We start from the raw sequence: 17,408 nt of genomic DNA on the forward strand, positions 1-17,408 counted from the left end.
CCGACCGCGCCGCCCGAACCGGACCGGCTCCCTGGAGATACCGTGACCACCAAGACCGCAGCCCCTGAGCGGCTGCGCCCGGTCCGGCGAACCCGAACGACCAACGCCCGTCGCCGTGAGAGCCTCACCGCCCTCGGCATGGCCACCCCGGCCGTCGTGCTGCTGATCGTCTTCCTCGTCGTACCGGTCGCCCTCGCCTTCGCCCTGGCCTTCACCGATGCGAGGCTCATCTCGCCCACCCCGGCCCGCTTCGTGGGCCTGCGCAACTTCACCCAGCTCTTCGAGGATCCAGTCTTCTACAAGTCCATGCGCAACACGGCGTACTTCGCCGCCGTCGTCGTCCCGCTCCAGGCGGGCCTCGCCCTGATCCTGGCGCTGCTGGTCAACGCGAAGGTACGGGGCGTCAACTTCTTCCGCACCGTCTACTTCCTGCCGGTCGTCACCTCGATGGTCGTGGTGTCCCTCCTGTGGACCTTCCTCTACCGGAAGGACGGCCTGGTCAACCACGTCATCTCGACGCTCACCCTCGGCCACGTCCAGGGCCCGGACTGGCTGGGCGACCCGGCCACCGCGATGCCCGCCATCATCCTGATGTCGGTGTGGCAGGGCGTCGGCTTCCACATGATCATCTGGCTGGCCGGCCTGCAGACCATCCCCGCCGAGCTGTACGAGGCCGCCGAGATCGACGGCGCCACCCCCTGGCACCGCTTCTGCCACGTCACCTGGCCGGGGCTGCGCGCCACCCGTACCTTCGTGCTCGTCACCATCACGATCGCGGCATTCAGCCTCTTCACCCAGATCAGGGTGATGACCCAGGGCGGCCCGCTCGACTCCACCACCACCGTCGTCCACCAGGCGGTACGCACCGGATACGACCAGCAGCAGACCGCCTACGCGGCAGCCATCTCGCTGATCTTCTTCGTGCTCGTCCTGACCGTGTCGCTCCTCCAGCGCTTCCTGACCCGGGAGAAGGACTGACATGACCTCCCTCTTCAAGCAGCTCAGCGGTCACGCCGGCCGCATCGCCCTGGCCCTGGTCTTCGCGCTGCCGCTCCTGTTCATGCTGGTGTCGTCGTTCAAATCGGACGACCAGATCTTCGGTGACCTGGGCTCGCTGCGTGCCTTCCTGCCGGTCGGCGCCCTGTCGCTGGACAACTACACCGACATGTTCGAGCGTGTCCCGGCGGCGCGGTTCCTGCTGAACTCCGTGCTGATCTCGTCGATCACCGTGGTGCTCGGCATCGTCGTGAACAGCATGGCCGCCTTCGCGCTCTCACGGATGCGGTGGCCAGGCCGCAAGCTCGTCCTGACCGTGGTCATCGCCACCCTCATCGTGCCGTTCGAGACCTTCGCGCTGCCGCTGGTGTGGTGGGTCAACCAGCTGCCACTGCTCCGCGTGAACGGCTTCCAACTGGAGTGGACCACCGGCTGGATGGACACCTACCAGGTACAGATCCTGCCGTTCGTGGCCAACGCCTTCTCGGTCTTCTTCTTCCACCAGTTCTTCCAGAGCATCCCCAAGGAACTCGACGAGGCGGCGATCACGGACGGCGCCGGCTGGTTCACCATCTACCGCCGCATCGTGATGCCCCTGTCCGGCCCGGCCGTCGCCACCGTCGCCATCCTCACCTTCCTGCCCGCCTGGAACTCCTACCTGTGGCCGCTGATGGTGGTGCAGAGCGAGGAGCTGCGGCCGGTGATGGTCGGCATCTCCTACTTCTTCCAGCTGAACGTGGGCTGGGGCCAGATCATGGCCTACTCCTCCATGATCACCGTGCCGATCCTGGCGCTCTTCGTGGCCTTCCAGCGGTCGTTCGTCAACAGCATCGCCTCCACCGGCGTCAAGGGCTGACCCTCGCACCGCGCCCGACGGTCCCGCCGCGTCCTCATGACTTCCGTGTGCTCCGCACGCCCTGAGAAAGGCCCCGTGTGTCCACGTCGCCTGCCGACCCCCACCTGCCCACCGTCCATCTGCGACCGCCCCGCAACTGGATCAACGACCCCAACGGCCTCGTCTTCCACGACGGCCACTACCACGTCTTCTTCCAGTACAACCCGCACGGCCCCCAGCACGCGAACATGCACTGGGGCCACTACCGCAGCCGCGACCTGATCACCTGGGAACCCCTCCCCGTCGCCCTCGCCCCCACGCCCGGCGGCCACGACGCCGACGGCTGCTACTCCGGCAACGCCGTCTCCACCGGCGGCCGCATCGTGGCCTTCTACTCCGCCCACCGCAACGACCGTTGGTGGCAGCCCGTCACCACCGCCGAGTCACACGACAACGGCCACACCTGGGCCAAAAGCCCGCGCCTGCTCATTCCCGAACCGCCGGCCGGCACCACCATGTACCGGGACCCCTACGTCTGGCGGCAGGGCGAGCGCTGGCGGATGCTGGTCGGCTCCGCCCTCGACGACGGCCGCGCCGCGGCGCTGCTGTACGAGTCCGACGACCTGGAGCACTGGACCTACCGCGGCCCCTTCCACACCAGCGACGACGCCGGCACGGACCCGATCGGCTGGGAGTGCCCCCAGTACGCCACCTTCGGCGACCGAAGCGCCCTGATCCTCAGCGACTGGACCCCGCGGGGCGGCCCCAGCCACACCAGCGTCGTCACCGGCCGGGAGAAGGACGGCCGCTTCGAAGCGGCCACAGCCCCCGTCCCGCTGGACCACGGCCCCGACTTCTACGCCCCCGCCCTGCTGAGGGCCCCCGGAGAGGACCGCTGGCTGATGTGGGGTTGGGCCTGGGAGGCCCGGGACGACACCTGGGCGCACGAAGCGGGCTGGGCAGGCGTCCTCACGCTCCCCCGAGAGGTCGGCCTCACCGCCGACGGCACGGTCGCCCAGCGCCCCGCCCGCGCACTGCTGGCCCTGCGCGGCCCGCGCATCCTGCACGGAACCGGGCACGTCACCCGGACCGAGTCGACCGAACTCGGCCAGGTCGGCCACACCTTCGACCTCACCGCCACCCTCGTCCCGGACCCCACCGGTACCAGCGGGCTGCGCCTGATCACCTCGAGCGACGGCTCCGAGTACCTCGACATCGACCTCGACCCCATGGCAGGCCGCCTCGTCGTCGACCGCACCCACGCCTCACACGACGCGCGGGCACGGGGAGGGGCGTACACCGCACCGTGCCCGGCAGCGACGCGCCCCCACGCCCCCGTCGAACTCCGTGTGATCGTGGACCGTTCGATAGCCGAGGTCTACCTGGCCGACGAGCAGGTCCTCACCCTGAGGTTCTACCCGTCCACCGACGGACCGTGGCGGCTGCAGGTCCGTACGACAGGGTCAGGGCGCAGCGAGTTCGCCGTCGCGGCCTGGAACCTGACCCCGCAGGACGTCCGACAGGAAGCCCGGCCGACGCCCCGGGCAGCACAGCGTGCTTGACGACCGGGCCGCACGCGGTCTGAAGGCCGACCCACCCGCGCACTGACGGGCCCCGTGCCCCCGCACCGTGTGCGGCAGACATGTCCACCGCAGCACCCCACGCCCTTACGGCGCCCTCGGCTGCGTTCCGTGGCGCGGGGCCACAGCCCCGCGCCCTTCATGAGAGGCAGACAGCCACCATGGCCCGACCCGGGTCCCCCGGCAGCGTCGACGTCCTCGGCGAGTGCGTCGCCGACATCTTCGAGGACCGCGACCGGTCCGATTCCGGCGGACTGGCCCTGCGGGCGCTGGCCGGTGGAGGCCCGGCCAACACCGCTGTCGCCCTCGCCCGGCTCGGCACCCCCGCCCGCTTCCTCGGACGCTTCTCCCACGACGCCTTCGGCACCCTCTTCCGTGCCCGCCTCAGCGCCTCCGGCGTCGACCTGACCGGCAGCGTGACCACCTCCGAGCCCAGCACGCTCGCCGTCGCCGACCTCGACACGACCGGCCAGGCCGCCTACACCTTCTACGCCGACGGCGCCGCCGACTGGCAGTGGACCGACAGCGAACTCGCCGCGACGCGGAACGACGACGCGGTATGCCTGCACACCGGCTCCCTCGCGCTGATCCGCCGCCCCGGCGGCAGCCGAATCGAGGAACACCTCGCTCAGGTGCGCGAGCGCGCCACCGTATCCATCGACCCCAACGTCCGCCCTGCGCTCGTGCCGCCCTCCGCCTACCGCGAACGGCTGCCCCACTGGTGCGCCGTCGCCGACATCCTCCGCCTCAGCGAGGACGACTGCGCCCTCCTGGTGCCCGGTGCCGGCCTCGAAGAAGCCTGCGACACCTGGCACACCGCAGGCGCGCGGCTCGTCGTCATCACCCTCGGCGGACGCGGCGCCCTCGCGTCCTTCGACGGGGTGCGCGTCACCGTTCCGGCCCCTCCTGCGGTGGTCATGGACACCGTCGGCGCCGGCGACTCCTTCACCGCGGGCCTTCTGCACCGCCTTGCCGACGCCGGTCACCTGGGCGGCCGACTCAACGAACTGACCCTGGAAGACGTCGCTGACGCCTGTTCGTTCGCCGCTCAGGTCGCCGCCCTGACGGTTTCCGTCCCCGGTGCGAATCCGCCCTGGGCGGACGAGCTCGCCACCGCGGACCGACGCTGACCGGAACATGGGCGCCGGCGAGAGAGGCACCGGTTCTGCTCTCAGCCCGGCCGCCTCGGCTCGTGAAGTGGCCTCGGCGAACGCGAAGTTGTCGGCGGTCGGCGCGCCGTGCGAACGGCACACAGACGGACCTGGAGTGAACGGGGGCTCATGGCGGTGCCCTTCGAGTCAGTGGCTGGCTGCGGGCACGGCCCGGATGCTGATGTCCTGCACCTGCGCCTCCCGCGTGGTCACCGCGGTGAGCACGGCCGCCGCGACGGATTCCGGCCGCAGGTAGTGCTCCGCCACGTACTCGCCCCTCTCCTGGGCGCGGATGGACCGCTGCATGTCGGTGGCCACTCGGCCGGGGTAGACCGTGGTGACGCGCAGACCGGGTTCCTCGGCGCGCAACGCGTCCGCGAAGGCCCGCGCGGCGAACTTGCTGGCCGCGTAGGAACCGCAGTTCGGGTAGGCGTCGAGTCCGACACTGGAGTTGATCAGCACCACCTGCCCGCGCGCCGCCCGGAGAGCGGGCAGCAGCAGCCGGGTCAGTTCGGCGACCGCGATCACGTTCACCTCCAGGGTGTCCCGCCACACCCGGGCCGGGGTCCGGGCGACCGGCCCGAGCGTGGCGACGCCGGCGCTGTGCACCAGCAGGTCCAGGTGTTCGATGCCGGCCACCGCCGCGGCCAGGGCGGCGTGGTCGGTCAGTTCCACGGCGAAGGGCCGCGCGTGCGGAAGCCCGGCCGCCCGGTCCCGCAGCCGGCTCTCGTCGCGACCGCCCAGCAGCAGGGCGTGGCTGGGGGCGAGGGCCGAGGCGATGGCCGCGCCGATGCCGCGGGACGCCCCGGTGATCAAGGCAAGTGGCCGCATGATCCTTGTCCCTTGCTCAGTAGGGGCCCTGGAAGCCGGCGGTGACCGTCTCCAGGGCGGGCAGTCCGGACCGGGTCGTGTCGCACGCCGCCAGGCAGGCCTTGACGATCTCGGTGGCGCTGGGGTTGAACGCCTCCTCCAGCGGCCACGAGACGGGTGCGGGGCAGTCCGGCAGCGTGACCCTGCGGACCGGGGACCGCAGCGCCTCCGGGATCCGCTCGGCCACGACGGCGGCCACCTCGGCGGCGAACCCGTAGCGCGCCCAGCTCGTGTCGGCGACGACCAGCCGGCCGGTCTTGGCCACCGACTCGCAGATGATCGTGTCGTCCAGCGGCCGGATGCTGCGGACGTCGACGACCTCGACGCTGATGCCCTGGGCGGACAGTTGCTCGGCGGCACGCTCCGCCTCGTACACCATCAGGGAGGCCGCCACCACGGTGACGTCGGTGCCCGCACGGGCCACCCGGCCGGCGCCGAGCGGGACGGGGGTCAGCTCCTCCGGAACCTCGCCGGTCAGCGGGTAGAGGGACCGGTTCTCGATCAGTATGGTCGGGGTGTCGCTGGTGAGCGCCGTGATGAGCAGCCCCTTGGCGTCCGCGGGAGTCGCGGGCGTCGCGACGTGCAGCCCCGCGTAGTGGCCGAAGGTCGCGTGCGGGCTCTGGGAGTGGGTGGCGCCCTGCCCCCAGCCGCGACCCACGACTCCCCGCATGACCACGGGCGCGCCGCCCTTGTCGCCGCCGTACATGTACCGCCACTTCGCGGCCAGGTTCACCAGCGCGTCCAGGGCCAGGAACATGAAGTCCGCCCTGGTGTGGACGACGAGCGGCCGCATGCCGGCCACCGCGGCGCCGACGGCGAGCCCGGCGGTCGCGTTCTCCGAGTTGGGCACGTCCACGACCCGGTCCGGACCGAACCGGGCGAAGGCCTCCTTGGTCGTTCCGTAGGTGCCGCGGAAGTCGTCCACCCCCTCGCCGACGACGAGGACGCGTTCGTCGGCCTGCATGCACTGCACGGTCGCCTCGGAGACCGCCTGCCAGTAGGTGAGCGTGCGCATGTCCCACTCCCTCTCCATGCCTCGGTTGACGGTCATCGGCCCACGGGCAGGTAGGCGCCGTCGAGCAGGCCCGCCACGTCGGGGAACGGCAGCTCCTTGGCGTACGCCACCGCGGCGTGGATCTCCTCGTGCGACTCGGCCTGCCACTGCCGCACGAGGTCGTCGATCCGGGGTTCCTCGGCGCGCACCGCGGCCACCGCCCGCTGGATGGGGCAGCGCTCGATCCAGGAGTCGATCTCCTGCTTCGACCGGTATCCGTGGTGGTGGTCCCAGCCCGGGCCGACATGCTCGCGCCAACGGTAGGTCGCCAGCTCCAGCAGGTACGGGCCGTTGCCCTCCCGGCAGTGGCGCAGTGCGGTCTCGGCGGCCTCACGCACGGCGAAGACGTCGTTGCCGTCGACGGCGGCGGCGCGCACCCCGGCCGCCTCGGCCCGGCCGTGGACCGAGGTGCCGGCCGGCTGTCGCGCCGTCAGCGGGGACGAGATCGAGTACAGGTTGTTCTCGCAGACGAAGACGATCGGAATCCGTCGCACCGCCGCGATGTTCAGCGACTCCGCGAAGACGCCCTCCTCGGTGGCGCCGTCACCGAAGAAGGTCAGCGCCACCCGCGGTTCGCCGTTGCGGGCGAACGCCCAGCCGGTGCCCACCGCCACGGAGATCATCTCGCCGAGAATGGCCCCGGAGCCCGCGAAGCCCACCGACTGGTCGATGACGTGGATCGACCCGCCCCGGCCGTGCGAGCAGCCGTCCTGCCTGCCGTACAGCTCGGCCACCAGCGCTCGGAGATCGCCGCCCTTGGCCAGGTACGGGGCGTGCGTGCGGTGCGCCGCGTACACCCAGTCCCGCGGTGTGGTCGCCGACAGCACCCCCACCGCCGTGGCCTCCTGGCCGATCGAGAAGTGGATGGCGGTGCGCATCTCCTGCTCGTCCCGGTAGTGGTCGGCGAGAACCTCCTCCACCACACGGATGCGCACCATCTCGCGGATCAGCCGCGTGCGGTCGGATGTCATGGTCGAGCACTCCTCGCGTAGTCGTGGCGCCGGCACCGCTCAGTACCGGCGGCTCTGTCGCCAGTAGCCGGCCGACGCCGGTGCGGGACGCCGGCGCAGCGGGTCCCCGAACAGCCGGCCCAGCAGGCCCAGCACCAGCACCAGCAGATAGGCCGGCAGAAGCAGCAGGGTCAGCAGGGCGTGCCTGGCGAGTGTCATGGGGCGGGGCCTTTCTGTGCCGGTCGGTCAGTCGAGGGGAATCCGGCCGCGCCAGTCCGTGTCCTCGTGCCAGGGCGGCTGGTCGGACTTGAGGAGCAGGAAGCTGCCGATCGCCAGCGCGTCGATGTCGGTGCGCATGAAACAGCGGTAGGCGTCCTCGGGCGTGGCCACGATGGGCTCGCCGCGCACGTTGAAGGACGTGTTCACCAGCACCGGGCAGCCGGTCCGGGCGTGGAACTCGGTGAGCAGCCCGTGCAGGTCCGGGTCGGTGTCCCGCGCCACGGTCTGTACCCGCGCCGAGTGGTCGACGTGGGTGACGGCCGGGATCTGCGAGCGCCGCACCCGGAGCAGGTCCAGGCCGCGCAGGTGCTCGGTGCCGGCCTGTCGCAGCCGACGCCGCTCGGCCACCTGCGCCACGATCAGCATGTACGGGCTGTCCTGGCGCAGGTCGAAGTACTCGCCGGCGTGCTCGGCCAGCACGATCGGCGCGAAGGGCCGGAACGACTCCCGGAACTTGATCTTGAGGTTCATCGTGGACTGCATCTCGGCGTTGCGCGCGTCACCGAGGATGGACCGCCCGCCCAGGGCCCGGGGGCCGAACTCCATCCGGCCCTGGAACCAGCCGACGACCTTGCCGTCGGCGAGCAGTCCGGCGACGGTGGAACGCAGCTCGTCGGTGGCCAGGCGCCGGTACGGCAGCGCCTGGGCGTCCAGATGGTCCTGGATCCGGTCATCGTCGTAGCCGGGGCCCAGCCGGGCACCCTGCATGCCGTCCCCGCCGGAACCCAGGTGGTCGCGCGGCCCGTTCGCGGCCAGCAGTGCGGCCCCCAGCGCCCCGCCCGCGTCACCCGCCGCCGGCTGTACCCAGATCTCGTCGAACAGCCCGGACTCCACCAGCTTGCCGTTGGCCACGCAGTTGAGTGCCACCCCGCCGGCCAGGCACAGGTGGCGTTCCCCGGTGTGCTCCCGTGCGGCGGCGGCAAGGTTGAGCATGATCTCCTCGGTGACCAGCTGCACGGACGCGGCGAGGTCGAACTCCCGCTCCGTCAGCGGCCCCTCCGGCTCGCGGCGCGGCCCGCCGAACAGCTCGGCGAACCGGCGCCCGGTCATCACCTGGCCGTAGAGGAACTCGAAGTAGCCGGTGTCCAGCCGGAACGAGCCGTCCGGCCGGATGTCGACCAGCTTCTCCCGGATCAGCGGCGCGTACACCGGCCGGCCGTACGGTGCCAGGCCCATCAGCTTGTACTCGCCGGAATCCACCTTGAAACCGCAGAAGTAGGTGAACGCCGAGTACAGCAGCCCCAGGGAATGGGGGAAACGCAGCTCCCGCAACGGTTCGACGCGCCGGTCCCGGCCGTGCCACAGGGTCGTGGTCGCCCACTCGCCGACGCCGTCCACGCACAGCACGGCCGCCGACTCGTACGGGCTGGGCAGAAACGCCGACGCCGCATGCGATTCGTGGTGCCGGAAGTGCCGGATCGGCGGCACGGCGCCGAGATCGAGCCGGGCCAGCTCCTCGCGGACCACGCCGAGCGTGCGCAGCTTCCACCCGAGCCACTCGGGCATGCTGTGGCGGAACGACCTCCACGCACGCGGGGCCGTGGCCAGATAGGTGGCCAGCACCCGGGAGAACTTCAGCCGCGGATCCTCGTAGTAGGCGATGACGTCGACGTCGTCGAGTTTCCGGCCGGCCTCGGCCAGGCAGGACGCGACCGCCAGGGCAGGGAAGCCCGCGTCGTGCCGGTGCCGGCTGAACCGCTCCTGCTGGGCGGCGGCGACGATGTGCCCGCCTTCGACGACGGCGGCCGCACTGTCGTGGTAGTAGGACGAGATGCCGAGGGCAGTGGTGCTCACGGGTCCAGCTCCTTATCGCCGACCGGTCTCTGCAGTGAGTGCGCCGTACACCCTGGCCGCCGGCCCCTCCGGCGGGCTCAGGGACCGGTACCCGCCCCGGATGCGCTGCCACACGGCGTCGGTCGTCTGCCGCCCGGCCAGGTCCGGCTGTTCGGCGAGGAACGTGTCGATCGCGTCCACCGCCCACGCCGAGTGCCCCGTGGACACGTTGTCGATGGTGTTGTGCAGGTCGACGAACTGGGTGCTGAACCCGTGGTGACGCAGGGCCACCTGGGCGTCGCGGTAGCTGCCGCCGACCCCGGACAGCTCCATGGCCAGGTTGAGCCCGAGGATCTCCGGGGCGAAGGTCTGCGGGAACTTGGCTATGCACAGCCAGAACACGGGCAGCGCGAAGGAACGGTCGTCGAATCCGGGCCACGCGGCGAACTCCTCGGAGTCCGTCGGCGGCAGCTCGACGCCCATCTCCCGGAGCAGGTCCCGGTAGATCTTGGGGTGGTTCTGCCGCCAGATCCCGTTGCCCAGCTCGTCCCAGTAGGTCTGGAACAGGAAGTGCCCGGCGGGGGAGGAGGCCAGCCGGTAGTCGGTGTAGCCCTGCAGCCAGCCGCCGTCGATCAGGATCAGCGGTGCCAGCTGCAGCGTCGACTCGATCAGCTCCTCCCGGCTGGGCAGCGGCGTGTCGCGGGCGGTCCAGGCCGCGCCGTGCCGGTCGTGTTCGGCGGCCAGCCAGCCGCGCAGCCCGTTGTCCGGGTCCCAGCGCGCGGGCAGCCCCCGTTCCGCCTTGTCCATGCGGAAACGCGATCGGGCCAGCCAGCGCCGGACGTAGCGGTGGGCGAACTGTCGCAGCCCGGGGGGCTCCGTCCGGCTGAGCAGCGCCCGGTAGGCCGATCGTGCGGTGGGCCGGCCGAAGTCGCCGGCCGCCGGCGCGTCGGCGGGGCGGGCGTCGAGCTGCGTGTCCGACCGGTGCCAGGAGCCCTGCGCGACACGCAGACGCCGGTGCCGCTCGGCGGCGTCCTCGCCGGCGTCGAGGGCCGATCCCTCCTGCGGCAGGTGCGTGATCCAGTCGCGGAGCAGCGCGATCTCCTGCTCGGTGAAGACGCGGAACATGCGGCCCTTCTCACCGATCAGTCCGCGCACCAGCGGGCTGCGGTCCGGCTCGCCCGGCCGCACCAGCGTGCTGCGGGCCAGCGCCCGCAGGAATCCGCTCGGCCCGGCGTCGACGTCGGCGAACCATTCCGCCAGCGGACGGCCCTCCAGCGGGAACTGCCCGTGGTATACGGAAGCCTGCCGTGACCGGGCCCAGATCAGCCGCCACACCGGGTAGTCCGGATGGGTCGCCAGCCGCGTCTCCTGCTCCAGTGCGTCGCACCACAGCGCCAGTTCCTCGGCGGCCCAACGGAATCCATGGCGCACCCGGTCCCCGTCTCCGCGATCGGCGAGCGCCTGCGCCGCCGAGAGGGCCAAGTCCAGCGGGACCGGCTCGTCCGGCGTCCGGGGCCGGCCCAGGTCGAAGGTGTCGACCGGAACCGGGACGTCCTCGGGTTCGAGGGCGGCCAGCGGCGGGAGCACGCCGACCGCGCGCAGGCACAGATCCGCCCCCACGAGCTCAGGGCGGAACCGGTCGGGCAGCCGACTCATCGTCAGCAGCACGGCGGGCAGCCGGAAGCTGAAGCTCTCGGCCTGGTCGCCGGCGGCGAGCCGGGGTCCGGGCGCCTCGTCCTTGAAGCGGTGGGCCCGCAACACCGCCCGGTACTCGCTTCCCCTGTCCGCCAGCGGATATCCCACCCCGAGGTCGGAGGAGTAGATCCGCAGCAGGGCGAGCGTCAGCTCGCTCTCCGCGTTGCCCGCGCTGGACAGCCACTGCAGCCAGGCCCCGGCCGACAGCGCCAGCGGAGCGCAGTTGCCGAGCACACAGCGCCGGCCCGACGCCCGGTGCGGGCTGTCCAGTGCGGAGCGGAAGCCCTGCTCGCGTTCGGATGCCCATCGGCGCGCCTCGTCCACGAGACCGGTCAGGTCCCGCTCCGGCTCGCCCGGCCGACCGCCGGCCGGGTCGATGGCCGCGCGGACCATCGGCAGGTCCGTGTCCGGTGACGGGTACGCTTCGGGATTCAACGCCCGGGCGTACAGTGCCCGGTATTCCACGTTCGTCACGGCATTCCCCCTGGCCGAAAGTCTGCTCAGAACATCGGGTAGATCGAGTTGTCGTTCCTGCGATTCCTCTTACGTCGCCGGAACCAGCGTTTGATCGTCTGCCACATCAGGACTCTCCTCGTGCTCCGCCGGGCCTCAGCATGCCGCTGATGGCCGCCGCCAGCCGTTTGTTGCCCGCGTCGGTGATATGCGCCTGGTCGATGAACAGCCACTCGTCGCCGCCCAGCAGTGCGCTGGCGTCGAGGAACGAAATGCCTCTCTGGGCACAGACCGCCGCGAGCCGGTCGCGGTAGTCGCGGTAGACGTCGTCGCCCAGGATCGGAGTGAACATCGTCCAGAGCGCGGACCGCTCGACGTTCACCTCGTCGATCAGCAGTCTCTCTTCGGGCGACAAGGTCTTCTTCGTCCACGTCGCCGTCGGCTGGAGCATGAAATGCACCTTCGCGCCGGTCGGCGCGGCCAGTTCCAGCAGCCGGTCGAGGTCGCGCGCCTGTATCCCGGCGGCGAGTTCGGACCGGGCGAGCGGACTGAGCGTCTTGTCCGGTCCCGGTTCGGCCCCGGTCAGCCGACGGGCCAGACGGCCCACCGCCCACTTGGGCTGTTGGTAGTACTTCTTCAGATCCGGATTGCCGAGCTGGGTGAAGAACTCGCCGGAGAAGAAGAACTGGCCGTAATCGGCGCCGGCCTCGGGCAGCCCGGCCACCACCAGGTTGTTGAGCCCGGCCAGCACGACGATGTCCCGGATCCGCGGCAGTTGGTGCCGGTGCAGCAGGAAGACCAGCAGCTCCTGGGTGGAGTTGAAGGCGGACGCCGCCAGGTTCAGCCACGGCGGCGAGCCGGGCTCCCGCGCCAGCAGCGAGGGGATGGTGTTGGCGTCGCCCACCGCGCCCCAGCCGAACGCGGGCGAGGCGCCCAGCATCACGCTGACCTCGCCGGACGGGCGGTCCTGGAGCAGTGAGTATCGCCGGTTTCCGACCTCCGTCGGCCGGAAGCCGCCGGAGTCGGTGGTGAGCACGGGGGACCGGTAGTCGGCCCGGCTGAAGAACATCAGGTAGGGCAGCCAGCGCATCTCGCCGCTGGCGAACTCCTCGTAGTGCTTCATCTGTGGGGCGAGTGTGGCCTGCTGGTCCAACGCGGTTCTCCTTGACGACGGTTGCGGCGTTGACGGGACCCGTGGTGTGCGGCGGTTCGCGCAGGACGGGCCCGCGTCGGTCACCGGGGCAGCGAGCCGAACAGAAAGCCGTCCGGTTCGTCGGACACCGGGAACTCGATTCCGGCGTCATCGCCCACGGCGCTGAACTCCTCGTGCAGCGACACGCCCAGGCCGAGCCCCCGGTCCATGACGGAATCCAGCCGAACCTCCCAGCCTGCGGCCTTCAGCCGGGCCGGCGCCGCCTGCCGGGGTTCGGTGTTCCAGTTGACGCTGCCGATGTCCGCGCCCAGCGTCTCGGTCGTGTCGGTCAGCGCCGTGTGCTCGGCGAACCAGTGGATCAGGTCCGCCGGCATGTACTGCATGGCCAGTCGGCTGCCGGGCGCGGAAAGCTTGTGGATGGCGGTGAACAGGTCGGCCTCGCCCTGCGCGGAGAGGTAGAGCAGGATGCCCTCCGCCACCCACGCCGTCGGTCTCGTGGCGTCGAACCCGGCGCTGCGCAGGGAGAACTCCCACTCGTCCCGCCGGGGATCCACGCCGACCACGTGCCGCGCGCAGCGGGGTTCCGCGCGGGCCTCACGCAACACCTTGTCCTTCAGGTCGAGCAGGCCGGGCTGCTCCACCTCGTAGAAGTCCGTTCCGGACGACCAGTCCAGCCGGTAGGCGCGCGTGTCGAAGCCCGGCGAGAAGATCACCGCCTGGTCGACGCCCGCTGCGTTCGCCGCCAGCAGGAAGTCGTCCATCACCCGGGCCCGGATGCCGCCGAACCGGGAGGCCACCATGGCGCCTGCGGCGCCGGCGCGTCCGAGCTCATCGACCTGCGTCGGCAACGTCGTCCGTATCCGCACGGCGTGCACGAACCGGGCTGCCAGCGGGTCGTCGATCAGCCTGTCGGGGCGATCCGACTCCACCGCGCGTGCGGAGCAGTTGACCACGGCGCTGAGGCCGACGGAGTCGGACACAGTCCAGTCGGCATGTCCCTCAGACATCTGTTCTCCCAAAAGAAATCGCGAGTATCCGGCTGGTCTCAAAAACCCCGGAGACCGTAGGGATCCAACGGGACTCATCCCTCCGGCCACCGCGGCCCACCCCCGTGCGGGGCCGTCGCCCCGTCATCGGTGGCTCATGGGGGAGCCTTCTCTCGAACTGGGACGAGCCAAGGCTGCGGTCAAGGGTTCCCCGGGCGTCGCCCGCCTGCCGGCGCCGACTCCTCGGGGTCTGCGCTGCGGCTCTGCCGTCGTGGCGCCAGAGCCGGTCTTCTCATCGGCGTGCCGCGTTCGCCCGAGCGCGTTCAGCCGGGCCAACTGGTCATCGGTGAGAACGAGGTCCGACGCCGCGACGTTCTCCTTCAGATGCGCGGGCGAGCTGGTGCCGGGAATGGGGATGATCGTCGGCGAGCGGTGCAGGAGCCACGCAAGCGCCACCTGACTCGCAGTCGCCTCCAACTCGGTGGCGATGTCGGTCACCGGGCTCCCCTCGGCCGCGAGTTCACCGCGGGCGATCGGCAGCCACGCGATGAACGCGATCGAGTGCTTCTCGCAGTACTCGATCACCTCGTCGTTGTGCCGGTCGGTCAGGTTGTACAGGTTCTGCACGCTGGCCACGGTGATGTGCTCACGGGCCTCCTCCAGTTCCGCGACGGTGACCTTCGACAGCCCGATGTGCCGGACCTTTCCTTCGTCCTGCAGTTCCTTGAGCGCGCCGAACTGCTCGGCCGCCGGCACCTTCGGATCGATCCGGTGCAGCTGGAAGAGGTCGATGCGGTCGAGTCCCAGCCGGCGCAGGCTCAGCTCGGCCTGCTGGAGGAGGTACTCCGGTCGGCCGCACGGCACCCACTGGTCGGGACGGGGCCGGCACTGTCCGGCCTTCGTCGCGATCACCAGGCCGTCGGGGTACGGACGCAGCGCTTCGGCCAGCACTTCCTCACTGCTCCCCAGCCCGTAGGAATCGGCCGTGTCGATGAAGGACACACCGAGGTCCACCGCCAGCCTGGCCGTGCTGATCGCCGCCTCACGGTCTTCCGGCGGACCCCAGTGCCCCGGGCCGGTCAGCCGCAGGGCGCCGAATCCCATCCGGTGAACCGCAAGGTCGCCACCCAGGGAGAAGGTGGTCCTGTCGGGCTGCGCCATTCGTTCCTCCTGAACGACGTCCGTGAACTCGGCTGGGGCACGTGGTGACCTCGGTGCGGCGCGCCGGTGACGACGGCCGTGCCGCAGGGGTGGGCGCGCCGCCTTTGGCGACAACCGCCGCGACCCGGCCCACCACCAGGTCGTCGTCGACGCCGGCACCCGCCCGGCCGAACCGACGGGACGGCCTTCGCCGTCCGGACATGGTGGACTCCCTGATCAGGGGGCCACCGTGGAGGGCACCCGCTCGTCGGCTCTGCGGGTCACCTCGTGTCCCCGCTCCAGGGTGAGCCGTACGATGTCGCAGACCCGACGGATGTCCTCGCGGGAGACGGTGGGACCCGTGGGCAGGGCGAGCACCTTCTGCGCGAGCCGTTCGGTGTGCGGCAGGGTGACCGGCCGCTCCGACCGGTAGGGCTCCATCTCATGGCAACCGGGGGAGAAGTACCGCTGGCACACCACGTTCTCCGCTCTGAGCACCGTGTCCAGCAGGTCACGGTGGACACCGGTCACCGCGGCGTCCACCTCCACGATCAGATAGTGGTAGTTGTTGCGCTCGGCACGGTCGAACCTCATGACCTTCAGCCCGGCGAGACCGGCGAGTTCCGACTGGTAGTCGTCGTAGTTGGCCTCGTTCCGGTGAACCGTCTCCTCGAAGGCGTCGAGTGAGGTCAGGCCCATCGCGGCGGAGGCTTCGGCCATCTTCCCGTTGGTGCCCGCCTCCGTGCACACGCGTCCCTGGGTGAATCCGAAGTTGTGCATCGCGCGGACCCGCTGGGCCAGTTCCTCGTCGTCGGTCACCACCGCGCCGCCCTCGAAGGCGTTGACCACCTTGGTGGCGTGAAAACTGAACACCTCGGCTTGCCCGAAACCACCGACCGGCCGCCCTTCCGACGTGCAGCCGAGCCCGTGTGCGGCATCGTAGAACAGCTGGACGCCGTGATCGGCCGCGACCTTCTCGAACTGGTCGACCGCGCACGGACGACCCCACAGATGGACCGGAACGATCGCACTGGTGCGAGGGGTTATCGCCGCCTCGACCAGTGCGGGGTCCAGGCAGCTGGTGGCCGGGTCGATGTCGCAGAAGACCGGGGTCAGACCCAGCCAGCGGAACGCGTGGGCGGTCGCAGGGAAGGTCAGTGACGGCATGATGACCTCCCCGGACAGATCGGCCGCGCGGGCCAGCAACTGGAGGGCGACGGTCGCGTTGCAGGTCGACACGCAATAGCGCACGCCGGCCAGCTCCGCCACCCGCTGCTCGAACTCCCGCGCCAGCGGTCCGCCATTGGTGAGCCACTGGTGGTCCAGCGCCCAGTTCACGCGATCGAAGAACCGGGCTCGGTCACCGACGTTCGGCCGCCCCACGTGAAGCGGTTGCAGGAATGCCGAAGAACCGCCGAATACAGCGAGATCACCGACATTGCGTTTCATGGTCATACCTCCCCGGTGCGTGCGAAAAGGTGCACCCGGCAGCGGCCGGCACAAAGGATTCGGACGTGCCGAAGAGAAAGAGACCGCAGTGCGCGACAACACTCTCCGTCGTGCACGTGCGAGAGAAGCGTACGGACTCGATCAGTGCTCGCGGCGCCAGTAGACGCCGGTCACGTCCACCGCCTCGATCGGTTCGTCGATGCCGTGTTCACTCCGGTAGTCATGGACGGCCTGCTTGCACGCCGGGATCAGGTAGTCGTCCACGATCACGAAGCCACCCACGGAGACCTTGGGATAGAGGTTGACCAGCGCGTCCATGGTCGACTCGTACAGGTCGCCGTCCAGCCGCAGGACCGCGAGCTGATCGATCGGCGCATGCGGCAGCGTGTCGGCGAACATGCCGGGCAGGAACTTGACCTGGTCGTCGAGCAGGCCGTAGCGGGCGAAGTTCTGCCGCACCTGCTCCTCGGAGCAGCTCAGTACCCAGTTCAGGTGGTGGAACTCCATGGCCTGGTCGAGCGGGTGACTGTCCTCGGACGTCACGGGGACGCCGGCGAACGAGTCGGCGAGCCATACGTTCCGGTCCTCCACACCGTGCGCCTTGAGGAGTGCGCGCATCAGGATGCAGGCGCCACCGCGCCACACGCCGGTCTCGATGAAATCGCCGGGAACACCGTCCCGGAGCACCTGCTCCACACACTTCTGGATGTTGTCCAGGCGGTGCAGGCCGATCATGGTGTGCGCGACCGTCGGCACGTCCAGACCCTCGGCCCGGTGGTCGGCGTCGAACGTCCCGCGGTCGGCGGCCGCGCCTTCCGTGTCCGGACGCATGCTGTCCGCCAGATCCTTGTCCAGGACGTTCATTCCGACCGGGAAAGTCGGGTGGTCCCCATAAATAGTGTTCGTCACGACACGTTTGATGAGGTCCACGTAAAGCTCGGGAGTCTGCACAGTCAAAGTATCCCCCAGCTGGAGAATCGAGCAGAGAAATAAATTCTCAACCGACCCTAACGGCTATCCGGAAGGGGGGCAAGGATTCATTCT

Annotated in this window: 15 protein-coding genes; 4 read left to right on the forward strand and 11 right to left on the reverse strand. The window is 70.4% G+C overall.

What is annotated here, in order from left to right:
• Positions 1-42: 42 nt before the first annotated feature.
• From RM812_RS31055 to RM812_RS31070, 4 genes are all read left to right on the forward strand, one after another.
• Positions 43-978, forward strand: a complete 936-nt coding sequence (locus RM812_RS31055) for a carbohydrate ABC transporter permease (RefSeq protein ID WP_311579920.1) — start codon at positions 43-45, stop codon at positions 976-978.
• A gap of 1 nt (position 979) precedes the next feature.
• Positions 980-1,852, forward strand: a complete 873-nt coding sequence (locus RM812_RS31060) for a carbohydrate ABC transporter permease (RefSeq protein WP_311579923.1) — start codon at positions 980-982, stop codon at positions 1,850-1,852.
• A 77-nt stretch (positions 1,853-1,929) separates the two neighbouring features.
• A complete protein-coding gene (locus RM812_RS31065) occupies positions 1,930-3,393 on the forward strand; it encodes a glycoside hydrolase family 32 protein (RefSeq protein ID WP_311579926.1) in 1,464 nt (487 codons plus the stop codon).
• A 179-nt stretch (positions 3,394-3,572) separates the two neighbouring features.
• On the forward strand, positions 3,573-4,541 hold the full coding sequence (locus tag RM812_RS31070; RefSeq protein ID WP_311579929.1) for a carbohydrate kinase family protein: 969 nt from the start codon (positions 3,573-3,575) through the stop codon (positions 4,539-4,541).
• A gap of 168 nt (positions 4,542-4,709) precedes the next feature.
• Here RM812_RS31070 and RM812_RS31075 read toward each other — a convergent pair whose 3' ends face one another.
• From RM812_RS31075 to RM812_RS31125, 11 genes are all read right to left on the reverse strand, one after another.
• Positions 4,710-5,393, reverse strand: a complete 684-nt coding sequence (locus RM812_RS31075) for an SDR family oxidoreductase (protein WP_311579932.1) — start codon at positions 5,391-5,393, stop codon at positions 4,710-4,712.
• A gap of 16 nt (positions 5,394-5,409) precedes the next feature.
• Positions 5,410-6,483 carry an alpha-ketoacid dehydrogenase subunit beta gene (locus tag RM812_RS31080; protein ID WP_311579936.1) on the reverse strand — a complete coding sequence of 358 codons (1,074 nt, stop codon included), beginning with the start codon at positions 6,481-6,483 and terminating at the stop codon, positions 5,410-5,412.
• A complete protein-coding gene (locus RM812_RS31085; RefSeq protein ID WP_311579939.1) occupies positions 6,480-7,457 on the reverse strand; it encodes a thiamine pyrophosphate-dependent dehydrogenase E1 component subunit alpha in 978 nt (325 codons plus the stop codon). The genes RM812_RS31080 and RM812_RS31085 overlap by 4 nt, the downstream gene beginning before the upstream one ends.
• A 39-nt stretch (positions 7,458-7,496) precedes the next feature.
• Positions 7,497-7,655 (reverse strand): hypothetical protein, encoded by a 159-nt coding sequence (locus RM812_RS31090; RefSeq protein WP_311579942.1) that lies wholly within the window; start codon positions 7,653-7,655, stop codon positions 7,497-7,499.
• A gap of 27 nt (positions 7,656-7,682) precedes the next feature.
• Entirely contained in the window at positions 7,683-9,509 is a 1,827-nt protein-coding gene (locus RM812_RS31095) for a carbamoyltransferase family protein (RefSeq protein ID WP_311579946.1), read from the reverse strand.
• Between the two features lie 12 nt (positions 9,510-9,521).
• Positions 9,522-11,657 carry an iron-containing redox enzyme family protein gene (locus RM812_RS31100; protein ID WP_311579949.1) on the reverse strand — a complete coding sequence of 712 codons (2,136 nt, stop codon included), beginning with the start codon at positions 11,655-11,657 and terminating at the stop codon, positions 9,522-9,524.
• Between the two features lie 106 nt (positions 11,658-11,763).
• On the reverse strand, positions 11,764-12,789 hold the full coding sequence (locus RM812_RS31105) for an IopA (protein WP_311579952.1): 1,026 nt from the start codon (positions 12,787-12,789) through the stop codon (positions 11,764-11,766).
• Between the two features lie 80 nt (positions 12,790-12,869).
• On the reverse strand, positions 12,870-13,796 hold the full coding sequence (locus tag RM812_RS31110) for an SAM-dependent methyltransferase (RefSeq protein ID WP_311579955.1): 927 nt from the start codon (positions 13,794-13,796) through the stop codon (positions 12,870-12,872).
• 123 nt (positions 13,797-13,919) lie between these two features.
• The gene (locus tag RM812_RS31115) at positions 13,920-14,936 is read right to left on the reverse strand and encodes an aldo/keto reductase (protein WP_311579958.1); all 1,017 of its coding nucleotides are present in this window, start codon (positions 14,934-14,936) and stop codon (positions 13,920-13,922) included.
• Between the two features lie 216 nt (positions 14,937-15,152).
• Complete coding sequence (locus RM812_RS31120) at positions 15,153-16,370, reverse strand: dTDP-4-dehydro-6-deoxyglucose aminotransferase (protein WP_311579961.1); 1,218 nt, start codon at positions 16,368-16,370, stop codon at positions 15,153-15,155.
• Between the two features lie 135 nt (positions 16,371-16,505).
• Positions 16,506-17,315 (reverse strand): TylF/MycF family methyltransferase, encoded by an 810-nt coding sequence (locus tag RM812_RS31125; protein ID WP_311579964.1) that lies wholly within the window; start codon positions 17,313-17,315, stop codon positions 16,506-16,508.
• Between the last annotated feature and the right edge of the window lie 93 nt (positions 17,316-17,408).

The sequence above is a fragment of the Streptomyces lancefieldiae genome, from assembly GCF_031845825.1.
Taxonomy (GTDB): domain Bacteria; phylum Actinomycetota; class Actinomycetes; order Streptomycetales; family Streptomycetaceae; genus Streptomyces; species Streptomyces lancefieldiae.